At 67.6% G+C, this 18719-nt stretch carries 13 protein-coding genes; 9 read left to right on the top strand and 4 right to left on the bottom strand.

Going from position 1 to position 18719, the window contains the following annotated elements:
- Nucleotides 1-192 precede the first annotated feature (192 nt).
- On the bottom strand, nt 193-1668 hold the full coding sequence (locus tag AB0C15_RS13010) for a glycosyltransferase family 4 protein (RefSeq protein WP_357351390.1): 1476 nt from the start codon (nt 1666-1668) through the stop codon (nt 193-195).
- 276 nt (nt 1669-1944) lie between these two features.
- Here AB0C15_RS13010 and glgX point away from each other — a divergent pair, with 276 nt between their 5' ends.
- The 3 genes from glgX to treZ are packed head-to-tail and all read left to right on the top strand — an operon-like array spanning nt 1945 to nt 8091.
- The gene (gene glgX / locus AB0C15_RS13015) at nt 1945-4062 is read left to right on the top strand and encodes a glycogen debranching protein GlgX (protein WP_357351391.1); all 2118 of its coding nucleotides are present in this window, start codon (nt 1945-1947) and stop codon (nt 4060-4062) included.
- Nucleotide 4063: 1 nt separating this feature from the next.
- Nucleotides 4064-6370 carry a malto-oligosyltrehalose synthase gene (gene treY, locus AB0C15_RS13020; protein WP_357351392.1) on the top strand — a complete coding sequence of 769 codons (2307 nt, stop codon included), beginning with the start codon at nt 4064-4066 and terminating at the stop codon, nt 6368-6370.
- Nucleotides 6367-8091 (top strand): malto-oligosyltrehalose trehalohydrolase, encoded by a 1725-nt coding sequence (treZ, locus tag AB0C15_RS13025; protein WP_357351393.1) that lies wholly within the window; start codon nt 6367-6369, stop codon nt 8089-8091. The genes treY and treZ overlap by 4 nt, the downstream gene beginning before the upstream one ends.
- Nucleotides 8092-8158: 67 nt before the next feature.
- On the opposite strand, the gene AB0C15_RS13030 is transcribed toward treZ, so the two are convergent.
- Entirely contained in the window at nt 8159-8677 is a 519-nt protein-coding gene (locus AB0C15_RS13030; RefSeq protein ID WP_357351394.1) for a hypothetical protein, read from the bottom strand.
- A 59-nt stretch (nt 8678-8736) separates the two neighbouring features.
- A complete protein-coding gene (locus AB0C15_RS13035; protein WP_357351395.1) occupies nt 8737-11325 on the bottom strand; it encodes an ATP-binding protein in 2589 nt (862 codons plus the stop codon).
- Between the two features lie 781 nt (nt 11326-12106).
- Here AB0C15_RS13035 and AB0C15_RS13040 point away from each other — a divergent pair.
- The 6 genes from AB0C15_RS13040 (at nt 12107) to AB0C15_RS13065 (ending at nt 17013) form a co-directional block, all read left to right on the top strand.
- Nucleotides 12107-13297, top strand: coding sequence for a helix-turn-helix domain-containing protein (locus tag AB0C15_RS13040; RefSeq protein ID WP_357351396.1), 1191 nt, complete (start codon nt 12107-12109; stop codon nt 13295-13297).
- Between the two features lie 125 nt (nt 13298-13422).
- Complete coding sequence (locus AB0C15_RS13045; RefSeq protein WP_357351397.1) at nt 13423-13584, top strand: hypothetical protein; 162 nt, start codon at nt 13423-13425, stop codon at nt 13582-13584.
- Nucleotides 13571-14851: a helix-turn-helix domain-containing protein gene (locus tag AB0C15_RS13050; RefSeq protein WP_357351398.1), complete on the top strand. Its 1281-nt coding sequence runs from the start codon at nt 13571-13573 to the stop codon at nt 14849-14851. Before AB0C15_RS13045 ends, AB0C15_RS13050 begins: the two co-directional genes overlap by 14 nt.
- A 132-nt stretch (nt 14852-14983) precedes the next feature.
- A complete protein-coding gene (locus AB0C15_RS13055; RefSeq protein ID WP_357351399.1) occupies nt 14984-15841 on the top strand; it encodes an MBL fold metallo-hydrolase in 858 nt (285 codons plus the stop codon).
- 2 nt (nt 15842-15843) lie between these two features.
- On the top strand, nt 15844-16356 hold the full coding sequence (locus AB0C15_RS13060; protein ID WP_357351717.1) for a MarR family winged helix-turn-helix transcriptional regulator: 513 nt from the start codon (nt 15844-15846) through the stop codon (nt 16354-16356).
- Nucleotides 16357-16620: 264 nt separating this feature from the next.
- The gene (locus AB0C15_RS13065; protein WP_357351400.1) at nt 16621-17013 is read left to right on the top strand and encodes a hypothetical protein; all 393 of its coding nucleotides are present in this window, start codon (nt 16621-16623) and stop codon (nt 17011-17013) included.
- Between the two features lie 45 nt (nt 17014-17058).
- Here AB0C15_RS13065 and AB0C15_RS13070 read toward each other — a convergent pair whose 3' ends face one another.
- Nucleotides 17059-18096 (bottom strand): acyl-CoA desaturase, encoded by a 1038-nt coding sequence (locus AB0C15_RS13070; protein ID WP_357351401.1) that lies wholly within the window; start codon nt 18094-18096, stop codon nt 17059-17061.
- Between the last annotated feature and the right edge of the window lie 623 nt (nt 18097-18719).

Consider the following 18719-nt stretch of genomic DNA (forward strand, 5'->3'; position numbering starts at 1 on the left):
GGGCGGTGCCGAACGGGTGCAACCCGGCAAGGTCGAGCCGGCTTCCCGGTCCGGTTCGGGCGGTGAGACGCGCCCGTAACGACAAGGTCGACTCGGCTTTCAGGAAGTCGGGGTGTCCAAGGCGCTGGGACACCCCGACTTCAAGGAACGCGAGTTGATCAAGCGTTGACGGGCCGGGACCAGGCCGACGGGTCAGCGCAGGCCGGCGGCGGCGAGCAGGTTGCCCTCGGGGAGCGCCGGGAGCGCGCGCCCCTGGGCCATCCGCTGTTCGGCGCGTTCGGCGGTGAACGCGGTGTCGTGCTGGATGGCGGCGGCGTAGCTGGCGGCGGTGCGCTGGGCGATGGCGGCCCAGCCGTACTGGTCGTGGACCATCCGGCGGGCGCGGCGGGCCATGACGCGGGCGCGGTCGCGGTCGGACAGCAGTGCGTCCACCGCGTCGGCCAGGCCGTCGGGGTCGTGGGGGCGGAAGGTCATTCCGGTGTCGCCCGGCTCGACGATCTCGCCGAGGCCGCCGGTGGCGGCGACGGCGAGGGGAGCGCCGGCCGCCGCGCCTTCCAGGGCGACCATGCCGAACGGCTCGTAGATGCTCGGCACGGCGAAGCAGTCGGACGCGGCCATCAGCGCCGGCAGGTCGGTGCCGCCGAGGAAGCCGGGCATGGCGACCATGCCGCCGAGGCCGCGGCGGTGCACCTCGGCCTCCAGTTCGGCGCGGTACGGGCCGTCGCCGGCGATCACGGCACGCAGCCCCGGGTGGCGCTCGCGCAGCCGGGGCAGCGCGGCGATCAGGTGCTGCACGCCCTTCTCGTAGACCAGTCGGCCGGCGAAGGTGACCAGCGGGCCGTCTGCGGCGAAGCGGGCGCGGGCGGCGGCCACGGCTCGCGCGGGGACGCGCCAGCGGTGCGGCTCGACGCCGTTGGCGACCACGTCGACGCGTCCGGTCGGTACGCCGAAGAGCGCGTTCACCTCGTCGCGCATGTAGCCGGAGCAGACGATCACCCGGTTGGACTCGCTGCTGAGCCACTGCTCGACGCCGTGGATGGTGCGGTTCATCTCCTCCGGCAGCCAGCCCTGGTGCCGGCCGGCCTCGGTGGCGTGGATGGTGCTGACCAGCGGAATGTCCAGGTGGTCGCGCAACGTCATCGCGGTGTGCGCGACGAGCCAGTCGTGGGCGTGGATGACGTCGTACGAGCCGGCCTGGGTGGCGCGCAGGGCGGTGCGGGTGAGGGTGTGGTTGAACGCCATCGTCCAGGCCAGCAACGAGTCGGTGGCGAGCGGGAAGGTCACCGGGTCCTCGGGGGCGCGCAGGATGCGCACGCCGTCGGCGTACTCCTCAAGGGGTGCGCCCTCGCTGTGCCTGGTGACGACGGTGACCTCGTGGCCGGCGGCGGCCAGGGCCACCGACAGGGCGTGCACGTGGCGGCCGAGGCCGCCGACGAGCACCGGCGGGTACTCCCAGGACAGCATGAGGATGCGACGGGTCTGCGGGGGCACGCCGGGGCCGGGCTGCGCCGGCACGACCGCGCCGGGCTGCACGGACGGCGGAGTCGAGAGCGGGGGCCGGGAGGTGAGGGTGGGCCGGTGGGCCCGGTCCTTGGTGGTAGCGGTCTGCTCGTCGACCCGAAGGGTCACGTCGATCTCCGTCCAGGGCAGGGTGATGCGCGCCGACATCGGTGGCGGCGGAGTGACAGGTGAAGGGCGGCCGAGGGCCTGGTGGGCACGCGCACGAACGCTTGTCCCCGATCAAGGAAAGTCCATCGGGCCCAAGAACGCACCTCTAAAACGGCCATCGTGACGGACAACACCTGAGGGTTTACCGCACATCAGACGGGTGGTTTCCGGTCACCGCCTGAAAGGATGGATTGGCGCGGCCGGGCCGGGGGCACTACCCGCTTGCGTGCGGGCAGCGTCGGCCGGCGCGCACTTCACCATGGGCAAGGGAGCGACATGCAGGTCTGGCCGGGCGAGCGGTACCCGTTGGGCGCCACCTACGACGGGATGGGCACCAACTTCGCCATCTTCTCCGAGGTCGCCGAGCGGATCGAGCTGTGCCTCTTCGACGAGTGGGACACCGGGGCGGAGCGCCGCGTCGAGCTGCGCGAGGTGGACGCGTACGTGTGGCACGCGTACCTGCCGGGCATCGAGCCGGGGCAGCGTTACGGCTACCGGGTGTACGGCCCGTACGACCCGGCGAACGGGTTGCGCTGCAACCCGCACAAGCTGCTGATCGACCCGTACGCGAAGGCCATCGACGGTGACGTCCAGTGGGACCCGGCGGTCTACGACTACGACATGAACGAGCCGGAGCGGATGAACGAGACCGACTCGGCGCCGTTCATGCCGAAGTCGGTGGTGGTGAACCCGTACTTCGACTGGGGCAACGACAAGCCGCCGCGCACCCCGTACCACCACTCGGTGATCTACGAGGCGCACGTGCGCGGGCTGACCATGCGGCACCCGGACATCCCGGAGGAGTTGCGCGGCACGTACGCGGGCATCGCCTCCCCGCCGATGATCGACTATCTGACCCGGCTCGGGGTGACGGCGATCGAGCTGATGCCGGTGCACCAGTTCATCCACGACAACCGCCTCGACGACCTGGGGCTGCGCAACTACTGGGGTTACAACACCATCGGGTTCTTCGCCCCGCACCACGGCTACTCCGCGCTGGGCCGGCTCGGCCAGCAGGTGCAGGAGTTCCGGGGCATGGTCAAGGCGCTGCACGCGGCCGGCATCGAGGTCATCCTCGACGTGGTCTACAACCACACCGCCGAGGGCAACCACCTCGGCCCGACGTTGAGCTTCAAGGGTGTGGACGCGCCGAGCTACTACCGGCTCAGCGAGGAGGACCGCCGCTACTTCGTCGACTACACCGGCACCGGCAACAGCCTCAACGTGCGCAGCCCGCACTCCCTGCAACTGATCATGGATTCGTTGCGGTACTGGGTGACCGAGATGCACGTCGACGGGTTCCGGTTCGACCTGGCGGCCACCCTGGCCCGGGAGTTCTACGAGGTGGACCGGCTCTCCACGTTCTTCGAGGTGGTGCAGCAGGACCCGGTGGTGAGCCGGGTGAAGCTGATCGCCGAACCGTGGGACGTCGGCCCCGGCGGCTACCAGGTGGGCAACTTCCCGCCGTTGTGGACGGAGTGGAACGGAAAGTACCGCGACACGGTGCGCGACTTCTGGCGCGGTGAGCCGGCCACCCTGGCCGAGTTCGCGTCGCGCATCTCCGGTTCGGCCGACCTCTACCAGGACGACGGCCGCCGCCCGTTCCACAGCATCAACTTCGTCACCGTGCACGACGGGTTCACCCTCAACGACCTGGTGTCGTACAACGACAAGCACAACGAGGCCAACGGCGAGGAAAATCGCGACGGCGAGAGCCACAACCGCTCCTGGAACTGCGGCGTCGAGGGCGACACCGACGACGAGGGGGTCCTCGCCCTGCGGGCCAAGCAGCGGCGCAACTTCCTGGCCACCCTGATGCTGTCGCAGGGCGTGCCGATGATCGGTCACGGCGACGAGCTGGGCCGCACCCAGCGCGGCAACAACAACGTCTACTGCCAGGACAGCGAGTTGTCCTGGGTCGACTGGGACAACGTCGACGAGCAACTGTTGGAGTTCGTCCGGACGCTCACCGACTTCCGCAAGCGGCACCAGGTGTTCCGCCGCCGCCGCTTCTTCACCGGCCTGCCGGTCGGCGGGCGCGGCACCGACGAGCCGCTGCCCGACCTGGCCTGGCACACCCCGGACGGGCGGGAGATGACCGGGGAAGACTGGGGCAACGACTTCGGCCGCTCGGTGGCGCTCTTCGTCAACGGCGAGGGCATCCGCGAGCGCGGCCAGTACGGCCAGCGGCACCACGACGCCTCGTTCCTGCTCTGCTTCAACGCCCACGACGCGCCACTGGACTTCATCCTGCCCGGCAGCGAGTACGGCCAGAAGTGGGAACGGGTGATCAGCACCGCCGACCCCGAGCCGGACGACGCGACGGTGATCAGCGCGGGCGGCACCATCCGGGTGCCGGACCGTTCCCTGGTCGTGTTGGAGAGGACGATCTGACATGCCGGCCACCCCTCCGAAGACCACCTACCGCATCCAGGTCCGCCCCGGCTTCGACCTGGACGCCACCGCCGCGATCGTCGACTATCTGGACGACCTCGGCGTCAGCCACCTCTACAGCGCCCCGCTGCTGACCGCCACCCCGGGCTCGCAGCACGGCTACGACGTGGTCGACCACCGGGCCGTCAACCCGGAGCTGGGCGGGGAGGCCGCCCGGCAGCGGCTGCTGCACGCCCTGCGCGACAGAGGGCTCGGCCTGGTCGTCGACATCGTGCCCAACCACGCCGGGGTCGCCGTCCCGGCCGCCAACCCCGCCTGGTGGGACGTGCTGCGCCGGGGACGCGACTCGTCGTACGCCGACTGGTTCGACATCGACTGGGACCGGGGCCGGCTGCTGCTGCCGGTGCTCGCCGACGACCCGGCCGCCCTGGACGACCTGAAGGTCGTCGACGGCGAGCTGCGCTACCACGAGCACCGTTTCCCGATCGCCGACGGCACCGGCGACGGCGACGCTCGCGCCGTGCACGACCGGCAGCACTACGAGCTGGTGTCCTGGCGTCGGGGTGACGCCGAGCTGACGTACCGCCGGTTCTTCGCCATCGCGGGCCTCGCCGGTCTGCGGGTGGAGGACCCGGCGGTCTTCGCCGCCACCCACGAGCTGATCCTGCGCTGGGCCGCCGCCGGTGAGGTCGACGGCATCCGCGTCGACCACCCGGACGGCCTGCGCGACCCCGCCGGCTACCTGGCCCGGCTGCGGGAGGCCGCACCGGACGCCTGGCTCGTGGTGGAGAAGATCCTGGAGTACGGCGAGGAGCTGCCGGACTGGCCGGTGGACGGCACCACCGGCTACGACGCCCTGGCCATGGTCGGTGGTCTCTTCATCGACATCGACGCCGAGGGCGACTTCACCGTGCTGGACACCCACCTCAACGGCAAGCAGATCTCCTGGGAGAACCTGACCCACTCCACCAAGATGGCCGCGGCCACCACGTTGCTCGCCGCCGAACTGACCCGATTGGCCGCCCTCGCCCCCGAGGTTCCCACCGAGCAGGCCCGCACGGCGCTCGCCGAGCTGGCCGCCGCCTTCGCCGTCTATCGCGGCTACCCGCCGCACGGCGCCCGGCACCTCGCCGCCGCCCGCTCCGAGGCGGGTCGCCGCCGCCCGGACCTGGCCGGCGCCCTGGACGCGGTCACCAGGCGGCTGCGCGACCCCGACGACGAGCTGGGCCTACGGTTCCCGCAGCTCACCGGCGCGGTGATGGCCAAGGGCGTGGAGGACACCGCGTTCTACCGCTGGACCCGGTTCGTGGCGCTCAACGAGGTCGGCGACAGCCCGTCCCGCTTCGGGGTGCCACCGGCGGAGTTCCACCGCTTCGCCACCGCCCAACAGGTCCGCTGGCCCAACGGCATGACCACCCTCGCCACCCACGACACCAAACGCGGCGAGGACGTCCGCGCCCGCCTCGCCGTGCTCAGCGAGCTGCCGGGCCGCTGGGCCGAGCAGGTCAAGAGCTGGATGGAGTACGCGCCGCTGCCCGACCCGGCGTTCGCCCACCTGCTCTGGCAGACCGCCGTCGGCGCGTGGCCGATCGAACGGGAGCGGCTGCACGCGTACGTCGAGAAGGCTGCCCGGGAGGCCGCGGCCTCGACCAGTTGGGCGGACCCGGACCCGGTCTTCGAGCAGGCGCTGCACGACGTGGTCGACCGCATGTACGACGACCCGAGCCTGCACGACGAGCTGACCGAACTCGCCGCCGCGATCGCCCCGGCCGGCTGGTGCAACTCGCTCGGGCAGAAGCTCATCCAACTCACCATGCCCGGAGTGCCGGACACCTATCAGGGCACCGAGCTGTGGGACAACTCCCTGGTCGACCCGGACAACCGCCGCCCGGTCGACTTCGACGTACGCCGAGAAATGCTGGCCCGCATCGACGCCGGCTGGCGTCCCCCGGTCGACACCGACGGAGCGGCGAAGCTGCTCGTCGTGTCGCGGACCCTGCGGCTGCGGCGGGCGCACCCGGAGCTGTTCAGCACCTACCGGCCGGTGCCCGCGCACGGGCGGGTGAGCCGGCACGTGGTGGCGTTCGACCGGGGCGGCGTGATCGCCGTGGCGACCCGGCTGCCGCTGGGCCTGGCCCGCGCCGGCGGGTGGTGCGACACGGCCCTGTCACTTCCCGTTCACGAGATGAAGGACCTGTTCACCGGCCGGGTCTACAGTGGCGGGGAGACGCCGTTGGACAATCTCCTGGCCGACTACCCCGTCGCTCTGCTGGCTCCTCCCACCGCTGCCGAGGAGGCCGTTTCATGACCGAATTCTCCGTCTGGGCGCCGGACGCCACCCGGGTGCGACTGCGACTGGATGGCGACACCGACCACGAGATGCACGCCGCCACCGACGGCTGGTGGCAGGTCGACGTGCCCGACGCCGGCCTCGACTACTCCTTTCTGCTGAACGACGACGAAACCCCACTGCCCGACCCCCGCTCACCGTGGCAACCTGCGGGAGTGCACGGGCCCAGCCGCCGCTACGACCACCTTGCGTTCCAGTGGAGTGATTCCTCCTGGACGGGCCGGCAACTGCCCGGCAGCATCCTCTACGAGCTGCACATCGGCACCTTCACCCCGGAAGGCACCTTCGACGCGGCCATCGACCGCCTCGACCACCTCGTGAACCTCGGTGTCGACCTGATCGAGCTGCTCCCGGTCAACGCCTTCAACGGCGAACACAACTGGGGGTACGACGGCGTCTGCTGGTACGCCCCGCACGAGCCCTACGGCGGCCCCGACGGCCTGAAACGGTTCGTCGACGCTGCTCATGCGCGCGGGCTGGGGGTGATCCTCGACGTTGTCTACAACCATTTCGGGCCCTCCGGGGCCTACGCGCCGCAGTTCGGCCCGTACCTGGCAGAGCAGTCGAACGCCTGGGGGCGCTCGGTCAACCTGGACGGCCCGCACTCCGACGAGGTACGCCGCTACATCATCGACAGCGTGCTCATGTGGCTGCGCGACTACCACGTCGATGGGCTGCGGCTCGATGCCGTGCACGCACTGCACGACTCGCGGGCGGTGCCGCTGCTCGAAGAGCTGGCGGTTTCCGTCGAGTCGTTGTCGACGCACGTGGGGCGGCCGTTGTCGTTGATCGCGGAGTCCGACCTGAACGATCCGCGGCTGATCACGCCTCGGGAAGCTGGTGGGTTCGGGCTGCACGCCCAGTGGAACGACGACGCCCACCACGCGCTGCACACGTTGCTGACGGGGGAGCGGCAGGGGTACTACGGGGACTTCGGCTCCCTCGAAACGCTGTCGGACGTGCTGACGGGTGGGTTCTTCCACGCGGGGACCTGGTCGAGCTTCCGCAACCGTCACCATGGGCGGCCGTTGGACTCGCGGGTGCCGGGGCACCGGCTGGTCGCGTACTTGCAGAACCATGACCAGATCGGGAACCGGGCTACCGGGGATCGGATCTCGGCGTCGCTGTCACCTGCGCTTTTGCGGGTGGGGGCGGTGTTGCTGCTGACCGCGCCGTTCACTCCGATGCTGTTCATGGGGGAGGAGTGGGCTGCCTCTACGCCGTGGCAGTTCTTCACGTCGCATCCGGAGCCGGAGTTGGCTACCGCTGTGGCGCTGGGGCGGCGGCGGGAGTTTGCGTCGCACGGGTGGGCTGAGGGGGACGTGCCGGACCCGCAGGACCCGGAGACGTTCGTCCGGTCGCGGTTGGACTGGGCGGAGCTGGATAAGCCCGAGCATGCCTCGATGCTGTCGTTCTACCAGCGGTTGATCGCTCTGCGTCGCTCGTCTTCGGACCTGTCGGATCCTCGGATGCATGAGGTGTCGGTGCAGCACGGGGACCAGTTCCTGGTGATGCGGCGGGGGGACACGCTTGTGGTGGCGAACTTTGCGGGGCGGGGGCAGGGGGTGTCGCTGCCTGGGGTGGCTCGGCGGGTGCTGCTGGCTACGGGGGAGGGCGTCACCGTGATGCGGGACCGGATCGAGCTTCCTGCGGAGACTGCGGCGATCGTGGCGCTCTGACATTGAGGTTGAATCGCGCATGCATGAATGCGGAGCCTCCTTCTCGCCGACGAAAAATGTCATGTTGCTATAGCTGAATGGAGGGGATGATTAATTTAGTCGCGCACCACCACATCGCGGCAATCGTCACCGCGATGAAGGCAACGATATACGTTTCATACCATCGGTAAAAATTTCGAATCTTCGGCGGGGACCGGAACTCCGGGTGCAGGACTTCAGACAATAGCTGGCATTCTTCCTTGCGGTAGTCAAGCCAGGTCAAAACGCCTACGATCACCACCAGGATGGTGAACGCGGCGATGATGGTCACCAACCACATGAGAGCAAGTATCCCCGCCCGAGCAGTCCCCGCAGTAACGCCCCAGTCGCTGTAACCGACGAAGATTGCCAATGCCGCTCCGATGAGTGCAGTGGCGAGCGTCTGGTAAATGCTTAAGAATCGGTGGACGTTCTCGTTGGCTGCCTGGATCTGCTGCAATATGTACCGATAGCGCTCCAGGTGGAACTGGGCCTGAACAGCTTCGCTTTCCAGCTTACTATCAGAGAGCATGCCCGGAGGTAGATGGCCACCGGACTGCCGAACCACCGGACGCGAGCGTCGAACCGCTGGTAGACGCGTGGAGCTTGCGAGACGAAGTGGTCGGTTCATGCTTCAACCGCCGGTGTCGGCAACGACACGCTCTCTGGGCGCTGCAGCCGTACCATCTCCACCCGCTCGGCGCCGCCTCCAACCAACGGCACAGGACATCGCACATCGCCATCCTCGTCTAGGTGCATTGGTTCCATCAGATCGAGCAGTTCAGCGAGATCAAGATGCCACATCTCCGCGATGGTACGGACCACAATGCCGACTGCTCCGAAATTGCCGGTGTCGTACCACCAGCTACGAGCGTTCCACTTCAGTCCCTGGAGCTCCGTGTCGGCGAAGCGTTTGTCCTTGGGGCGTGGTAGCACCTCTTCAGGGTAGAGCCAGTCGGAATAGAAGCTAACGACCAAACAGTCCTGGGAAAACTGCAGCTCACCCCCGCCATACGAGATGAACCACGGGGTGTCATCCAGCCTGTAATGTACGTAGAATCGGTCGTCAACAAGCAGGACGCAACTGCGTCCTTCAAGCCAGAGGCGCAAGCCCGCTACGTCAAGCGCTCGGTCACTCGACAGCGCGCAAGGCAGCTGTGGTGCCTCTGCCCCCAGAGCCCTACCCAGGTCCGCTATCATTTGTCGCTGTGCCGAGCCCATGGATGAGCTAAGCCGAACCCTCTCGGCCTGCGACTCCGCCCACCGGGTCAGCTGTTGGGGGTTGGCTTCCGGAAACGACCGAAGTCGATCAGCGGTGAGAGGGTTGCCGACAAAAACGCCCATTGTCTCCCGGAGAGTATCGGACTGTAAGCCGCCCACGTAGACGTGCGAACGGCAGTCAACCCAATGCCCCGGACCACTGATGCCCTCCCACATCGACGTCACCATGGCCCTGCCGATCAAGCGCCCCCGCTCGTCATGGATCTCCTCCGCACGGTCCAGGAAACGCTGTCGGTAGGTCTCGAGTCCGAGCCGTCTCCCGTAAGTGTCATCGGGTCGGTGATAGATGCGCTTGAAGAGCTCTGAGTTTGAAATTGTCACCCAGTCGTCCGCTTGCACCAACCGAACTGGAACCGGGTCATCAGGGCCCTGTACGTCGATATGTACGCGGGCCAGGGCGCACATCGGCAGTACCATCGCATGGAGATATTCCGTATGAGTTAGGCGTTGGCTCGTGTTACGAAACAGGCCATTGGTCGAACGAGGGTCAAGCCTAAGTCGCAGTCGTATTACGGTTCCGGGCTGGCGGAGCCATTCGGTGCGTTCGGCTGCGCGCAGTAGCGGCCTTACCGATAGACCGTTGGTGAACTCGAGGACATGAGTGTCGCGCGCGGCTTCTTCTAGCGCCAAGCTACGAACAACCACTTCATCGGCGATCATAAATACTGAAAAGAAGCCGATGCCGAAGCGGCCAGTGGGCTGGAAACCGCTTAATTCTGGGTGCTCAATCAACGAGTCGGCGGACCGCCAACGGGAGAATCCAAAGTCTGTCAGCGCCGACACCATGGTGTCCGGTTGCATCCCGATTCCTTGATCGGCGACCGTCAACCACCACGAATCGCCTTCTTTTGCGAGCATGACGGTCACAGCGCCAGGTGGTGTGCCTTCTCGGGCTGAGCGAGCTAGCGTCGCGTCAGAAGCATTCGCGACCAGTTCGCGCATCGCCACATCCGGCCGATTCCCGTACAGCTTCTCACCACCGAGATTTCCTACAACCTTATTAACGTCGGTGACCCTGACGCGTGCATCGATCGGACGCCACCTTTCGGTCTGCAGGTGGTTGGCAAGGCGATCGGGAGAGTCGGCCCCAGCGACCGAGCGAGCACGAAAGCGCGGACGCTTCAAGTCGGCGCACAATGCGTCGACACGACGCAACTCGCCGTCGATCATCTGGATCGTCTCGTAGGCCAGCCACCAGGCGGGTGCCTCTACGCCAGCGAAGCGTCGAGTCGACGTATAAACGAGCCGGTCGTCGTCCAACTGTGGGCGAGTCAAACGCTCCTGGAAGACCCAGTGGTCCTCAGCGATACCAGTCGGACGCCGAAACGCGTGCACATAGCTCGGAGCGCGGCGGCTGTCGATGTGAGCGGCGTCAGCTAAACGCAGGATGCAAGCGATCTTCAGCGGGTCCACGGTCCAGGCTGGTGGGTGGTCAGGTCGGGAACCTTGCACCCGATCCAGATCCCGCAAGCGTTCCACATCCCACCAGTGGCTCTCGGCGATCTCGCCGATAAGGCTCCCGTAATCGAGTCGGAGGCTTAAGTCGGACAAAAGGTAATTGTCGCTACCGTCGGATCCTGTGAATGGCGTTCGCAGCAACTGCTGAGCCCGCTCTGCGTGGCGTCGCCGCAACAACTCGACGAGCGCCTGTTTCTGCGCCACCTCAGCAGCAGCCGCCGGAGCGGCAGCGGGTTCCATGCTCTGCAGTCGCTCCGTCGCGATGGTCAGGAGACCAGGATAGGCAGGATCAGCGATTACCTGGTCTAGGCCGCCTGGATAGGCGCACAGCCCCATCCCGAGGTCGTGCATCAGAAACGCACCGCCGAGGACGAAAGCTTCGGCGGGATTGATGGGGAAGCCTTCTCCGCAGACGATGGAGGCGGTATCCCACAGGGCATCAATGTGGGAAATAGAGTGGTCAGTGAACATCGGCATCGAGAGTACGATCTCGTTGGCGAGCGGTGCCACTGCCGACCGGAACTGTCGATACGCCGCGCGCAATCCCGCCCGATGAGCCGCCAATTGGTCCCCTGGAACCTCGCCGAGCGTGCGACGCCAAAGTGGCGATTGCTCGTAGGATGCCTGATCTGGGGGGTTAATCATGATGTAAGCTCCTTGGTGCACGGTGTGGGCTATGGCACCGTCCGGTCCTCGGCTTCAGCATCAGGCACATGGGCACGTGATCGGGGTTCTGCCGGCTACCGATCGGCTGCCACGAGGCCTCCTCCGGATTGCGTACCTTTGCTGGCGGCGGTTATGGCTTCCCGCATTCGGGATCGGCCGCTCGAATCACCGGATAGTACTGAACCGTGTACTCCAATTCGCCGCGCGAGTCGGGAACCGGACGCAACTAACAGCCGGGGCCGTCGCATCGCATCTCCTGGCTCCTGTGGGGGCCTCAATGCCGTGGACGCTCACAGCGGTGGCGGGCACCCCGTGCCCTCAACGTACCTCTGGCCAAACGAGCGCCGACATCCAGCGACTCACCTCGGCAGCCCTGAAGCCATGCACGCACTACTTCTGGGCGCTTGTGTGGCTCCTATATGTCGCCGATGAACCGTGTGAGCTCTGACGGTGTGCCAGGTGTGACTGGGCCTGCGACGCCTTCCCGGCTCCGGCCGTCGTCAGGAGCAACCTCTATCGGTGTACCGTCCGAACGGGCATGACGGCAGGGCGTGGCCGCCGTCGTGGTCCTCTACTTCGGGTTGGAGAAGGCATGGTGAGGAAGCCGGACACCATCGGTGCCAGAATCCGGTACTGGCGTATGCGCCGCGGTGGTATGACCCAAGCCGTTCTCGCGGGGCTCGCCGGCGTCACCCAGTCTTACATCTCACAGGTCGAGTCGGGTCGAAAGACCATCGACCGCCGTTCGACTCTGGTCGCTCTTGCCGCTGCACTCCAGGTCACGGTGGCCGACCTACTCGGACAGGGGACTGAGCCGGGCGATCCGGCCCGTGATAGCGCCGCCGAGTGTGTGCCGGCGATCTGGTCGGTCCTGATCGAGATCGAAGACGGCGAGCGTCGCCCGTCGACCTACACCGAGGACCAACTGGCCACCGAGATCGCCCGCGCCGACCAGCTCCGCAATGCATGTAACTACCCGGCGTTGGCCCGTCTCCTTCCGGGCCTACTGCTCGAAGCCGCCGCCATGGGTGGGACGACGCTCGCCCAGGTCGCCTACCTGGCCTCCACGTGCCTTCGGCACCTCGGCTACCGCCACTTGGCCCTCAATGCTGCCCGCATATCGGTTGCCGCTGCTGAGGATGCCGAGGACCCGGCTTGGATTGGTGCATCCCAGTTCATCTACGCGCAAAGTCTGCCGATCGAGTCCGCACGCCTCGCAGCTAAGGCCGCTGACCGGTCCCTGATGGAGCTTCAGGGAGACGCGTCCGACGTCCGGGTGCGGCAAATGCTTGGTCAACTTCACCTGATGGCCGCGCTGGCGTCGGCCGTGGACGCTCGCCCGGACGTTGCGCGTGACCACCTCGTTGAAGCCTCCCGCGAGGCGGCGAGTCTGGGCGATCCAGCCGATGGAGGCGGCTTCAACGGTTGCTGCTTCGGGCCGACCAACGTCGGGCTCTGGAAGATGTCCATCGCGGCTGAGCAGGGCGAGTCCGGCAAGGTGATCGAGCTGTCCAAGACGATCCGACCACAGGTGCTGAAGGCGTCGAATCGCCAACTGTCCTACTGGCTCGACATCGGGCGAGCGCTCGCGGACGGTGGTCGGCGGGATCCGGAAGCCCTCGCTGCATTCGTCCAGGCTGAGCGAGCCGCACCGATCCCGTTCGCCATTCATCCTCTCGCTCGGGACGCCGTGGTTACCCTCGCTCAGCGTGCCCAGCGCCGAGCCATCCCCGACGACCTGCGCCTGCTCGCCGGCCGTATCGGCATTAACCTGGCGGCATAACTGCCAGTAATCACCGCATCACCGATCCGCCCTAGTGTCCGGTTTGGGACGTGAGCACGTCCTGATGGCCCAGCGCGGCAACGGTCGATCTCTGAGCTGCTGGGCCTCCACCGGAGGAGGCGGGGATGAGCGGTCAGGACGACAACGCTCCGGAGCACAACAGTGACGCGGCCGAGCGGGAGGCGGCCAAGCAGCGACTCCTCGCTCAGGCCGAGGCGGAACGCGTACCCGTGGACGACACGACACGAGCGGTCCCGGACCGGCGGTGGCGGCGTGACCAGCGATGACCTCCCCATCGGCCGCCGAGTCGCGAGCTGGCGGGTGCGGCGGTCGATGACGCAGCAGATGCTTGCCGACCGGCTGCGCAGGTCGAAGAGCTGGGTGGACAAGATCGAGCGGGGTGCCCGCACCCTGGACCGGTACTCGGTGATCCAGGAACTGGCCCACGTCCTGCGGGTGGAGCCGGAGGTGCTGCTCGGCCAGCCGCGGAGCACGCCGGCGGGCACGCCGGACGGGGTGGACGACATCCGGGCCGCGCTCGCCCGCTACGACAGCCCGGAGGCTGCACCGCAGACGGACGAGCTGAGGCGGCAGGTCGGGCATGCCTGGTTGACCTACCAGCACGCGCACTACGGGCAGTTGGTGCGGGTGGTGCCGGGCCTGCTCGACGCCGCCCAGGCTGCGCAGAAACCCGAGCTGCTGGTGCACGCGTACCGGATCACCTCGTCGCTGCTGGTCAAGCTCGGCGAGGCCGACCTGGCCTGGCTGGCCGCCGACCGCGCGATGTCCACCGCCGCCGACGACAGGCCCCTCGCGGCGACAGCAACCATCTCGGTCGGACAGGCCCTCCGCGCCCAGCACCGCGACCGCCTGGCCCTGACCGCCCTGCTCCCCGCCGCCAACCGCGTCCTTCCACTCGCGACCTCCCACGGTGATCAAGAGGTTTGGGGCGCTTTCGGAGATCAAAGTTGCCCCAAACCTCTTGATCACGGGAGCGGGGGCGGGAGCGGGAGCGGCAGTGGAAGCGGGGGCGGGGGGAAGGGGGAGGGGCAGGGCGGGCACTGGGGGAGGGCGGTGGGTGGGACGTTGCTGGTGCAGGCCGCGTTGGCTGCCGCCGGGTGCGGCGAGCACCGCCGCGCCGACGAGCTGACCGACCGGGCCGCGAGCGTCGCCGTCAGCCTGAGGGGGTACGACGACAGCCACCGCACCAGCTTCGGCCCGGTCGCCGTGGAGCTGGCCCGGGTACTGGTGACGATGCAACGGGGTGACGCCGCCGAGGCGGTACGACGGCACGCGGTGATTGTGCGGCGGGAGGGGTGGCGGCGGTTGCCGGCCGAGTATCGGGGTGCGTACCTGGTCGACGTCGCGCGGGCGTACCTGCAACTGGGGGATGTGCGCGGGGCGGCACGCGCCCTGGTCGACGCGGACAGTGTCGCGCCGGCTGAGGTTCGGTGCCGGCCTCTGGTGCGTACCCTCATCGCCGATGTCGCCCGCGCGCGGCCGGCGCCGGCCGGCGTGGCGCGACTGGCCACGTTGGTCGGCCTGACCCGGTGAGACTCAGTCGCCAGCGGCCGACCCTGACGGGCAATCATGTTGCTCTCCCGGCTGCCGATCTCTGCGAGTCGGGCCAATCCTCTTGACTCGGACGGTCTTGACTCGGACGTTCCTGGATCGTACGGTTCGGGCGTGGTCATCTCACCGTCCTCATACTGGACAGGCCGGCTGCCCGAGGCGACTCCGCCGGCGGACATGGCGCTGTACCGTCTGCCCACCGGCACCTATACGACGCGAGCGGTGTTCGCCGTGACCGGAGGGTCCGTACGGGACAAGCGTGATTTCGCGGCCACCGCCGTGCTCGTCTCCCACCCGAAGGGCGACCTGCTCATCGACGCCGGGTTCGGCGAGCACGTGGCGGAGCACATCAAGATGCTGGCGCGCATGGAGCGTGCCCCCTACCGGCTCAGCCGGACCGCGGCGCAGCAACTCGACGCGGCCGGCTATGACCGGTCCCGGCTTCTGGGCGTGCTCGTCACGCACGTGCACTGGGATCACGTCAGCGGCCTGGACTCCCTGCGAGTGCCGGTGTGGATCAACGAGTCCGAGATCCGCTACGGCGCCGACGACTCGCACGGCAGGGTGTTCCGCGCGGTGTCGCAAGGCCTGGAGATCCGGGAGTACGCCTTCGACGGCCCGGAGTATCTCGGCTTTCCGGCGAGCTTCGACTTCTATGGCGACGGCTCCGTGGTCGTGGCCCTCGCCGCCGGGCACACCTCGGGTTCCGTCGTCGTGTTCGTCACGCTGCCCTCCGGGAAGCGGTACGCGTTCATCGGCGACCTCACCTGGCAGATGGACGGTATTTCCCGTGGTGCGGAACGCCCCTGGTTGATGCGTCGCGTCGCCGATATCGACGCCAAAACCGTCCGGCTCGGCCTGCAACGCAGCATCGCCGTCAGTCGCGTCATGCAGGTCGTTCCGGCCCACGATGTCGCCGCCTACGACAGCATCCCGCTCCTGCCGTCCCGGTTCCCCAGCGTGACACTGTGACCATGCCTGCCTCACCCGCCTCGAGCCGCACCGATCCGACGATCGACGACGAGGCACCGCAGCGCCCGACCCTGGGGCCGGGGCCCGATTCCGAGCTGACGTGGCTGCTGCACCGGGCGGCCCAGCGGATGCACGCACTCGTCGGCGCGGAAGCAGAACGGCACGGCCTGTCGCTGCGCGACCACATCGTCCTCAGCGCCCTGCACAAGAGCGCCGATCTCACCCAGGTCGAACTCGGGCAAGCCCTCGGCATGGACAAGACGACTGTGACAGCGGAGATCGACCGGCTCGAGCGCATGGAACTCGTCTCACGGCGCATAAACCCGCGAGACCGGCGGGTCCGCATCGTCGCCATCACCCCGAAGGGCGACAAGGCGCGGGCGGCTATCGCTGCTGGCACCGAAGCTCGTGAGGCCGATGCGGTCCGGTCCATCCCGGCGGCCGAGGTCGCACGGCTGCGGCGGGCCCTCTACGTCATCATCGGCTCGGCCGAAGACCCGGGATCGTGCATATGACGCGGACAGCGTCGCGCCAACCGAGGTTCGGTGCCGGCCGTTGGTGCGTACGGTGATCGCCGAGATCGCCCGCGCGAACCCGGCGCCGGCCGGCGTGGCGCGACTGGCCACGTTGGTCGGCCTGACCCGCCGACCGGCCTGTGGGTGAGAGCGACGCCGGCCTGGCTCTCCTTGATCGGCATCTCGTTCAGTCGCTTGACCTGTCAAATTTCCGCAGGTAGTTTAAATCTACAAAGACGAGCATCGATATGAAGTAGGTAAACCGTGCTGTTGAAATCCATCGCCATAGCCGCGTCCGTCGCAGGCATGCTGGCCGCTGCCCCCGCCCCCGCCGCCTCGGCGGCAGCGCCCGGAGTGTCGATACAAAGCTGGGGGTCCGGGAACTGCCCGCAGGGCATGCTCTGTATCTGGCCCAACTGGAATCACCCGCCGCAGGGTCCCGTGGAGACGCCGTCTCTGACGACCAACAGCGAGTGGACCGGCAGCATCCAGGGATTCAACTTCTACAACGGCACAGGCCGCGACGCCGTGATATCCGGGTTCGCTTTTGGCTCGTCGATTCCCTTCAAGACCTGTGCTCCTGCTGGCGGGGCCGGGGGCGACCTGTATATACCGGTCAACGTGACGAAGGTGACGTGGCAGATGACCCGCTGCTAAGCAGGCCCGGCAAGATCAAGCACAACGATCGGTAGCCAACCAGTCTCAGTGGTTGCCCGCTCGGGTCGCTCCGGCGCCCATTGCCCGTAGGTGTGCCAGCCCTTGAGCCCAGGACTGAATGAGGGTCGTTTCGCAATAGGTGATGTCGTGTTTCGCGCAGAACTGACGGATCAGCGGCTGAGCGTGGTGGAGGTTGGGGCGGGGCATGCTGGGGAAGAGGTGGTGTTCGATCTGGTAGTTGAGCCCACCGAGTAGTGCGTCGATGAGCGGGCCGCCGCGCACGTTGCGGGAGGTGAGGACCTGCCGGCGTAGGTAGTCGAGGTTGTCGGCCTCGGTCAGGATGGGCATGCCCTTGTGGTTCGGGGCGAAGGAGCTGCCCAGGTAGAGGCCGAACACGGCCTGGTTGACCAGGATGAACACGATCGCCTGCGGCCCGCTCAGGACCAGGAACACCGCCCCGAGGTAGCCGGCGAAATGCACGACGAGCAGGCCGGCCTCGGTTCGTCGACGCCTGAGTCCGCCGCGACGGACGACCGCCCGGATGCTGGCGCCGTGCAGATGCAGACCCTCCGCCAGCAGCAGAGGGAAGAACAGCGTCGCCTGGTGCCGGACGAACAGCGCCCGTAGGCCGCGCTGCGCCGCCGCCTGACCCGCTGTGAAGGACAGCGGAGCCACCATGAGGTCGGGGTCGCGGCCTTCGGTGTTCGGATGTGCATGGTGGCGGTTGTGCTTGTCGACCCACCAGCCGAAACTGATCCCGGTCACCAGGTTGGCGCACACCAGGCCGACCACGTCGTTCGCCCGGCGAGAGCGGAAAATCTGCCGATGCCCGGCGTCGTGACCGAGAAACGCCAGCTGCGCGAGGAGCACCGCGACGCCGGCTGCAGTGACCGTCTGCCACCACGACGACCCGAGCCGCACGAACAGCACGCCCAGCAGTACGAGACCACCCAGCACCGCCGTCACCCGCGCCGCGTAGCGGCGGGGTCGTCGGTCGAGGAGGCCCGCGTTTCGGACCAGGCGGGAAAGGTCGGCGTACTCACTGCCCCGGTCGCTGCGGGCGCCAAGATCCGTGTCACTCAACGTCGGAACTCCTTGTCAACCACGCCGACCAGCTCGCCGGCTACGCCGTCAGCCACGGCCAGGCACTCGCCCTCTCGGGTAAGTCTGCCGATCGAACCGCTCAACCATGGCCGAACTGACGGTTCGTGGCGGCGACAGCAGCGATATCGACGCCTGGCGCGACATCACGATCGCCACCGATTTCGACCAGCCCTGAGCGTTGGCCGCGAACTCTGTTCGAACGCCAACATTTGAAGGGGTTCACCCAGCAACTGGTGCCGGTGAATGGCATAAAGATCAACGCCGTCACGGAGGGCTAACGCCGTGTACGGACATGACATCGGCGGGATGGTCGCCCAGCCGCAGGCCGCCATCTACCGGCAGGCTCGGCCAGCGGCGGACCCCCGCGTGGAACTCCAGGACCGGGCTCATGACCCGGTGGCCTTCGCGCGCTGTCCACCTCCGGGGCACTCCTCGGGCGGGGCGTAGGCACGAATGGTGCCGTTGTGCCGTGCAACTCTTCCGTCAGCGGTGAGGGCCACGGTGCGTTTACAGACGGGACACTGGCCCTTCTGGTGCTGCGAGCGCTGAGTCACATTGCCTCTCCAGATGGGTTGTTGCACGTCCTCGATCTCATCTGCCGA

The sequence above is a fragment of the Micromonospora sp. NPDC048835 genome (genome assembly GCF_040649995.1).
GTDB lineage: Bacteria > Actinomycetota > Actinomycetes > Mycobacteriales > Micromonosporaceae > Micromonospora.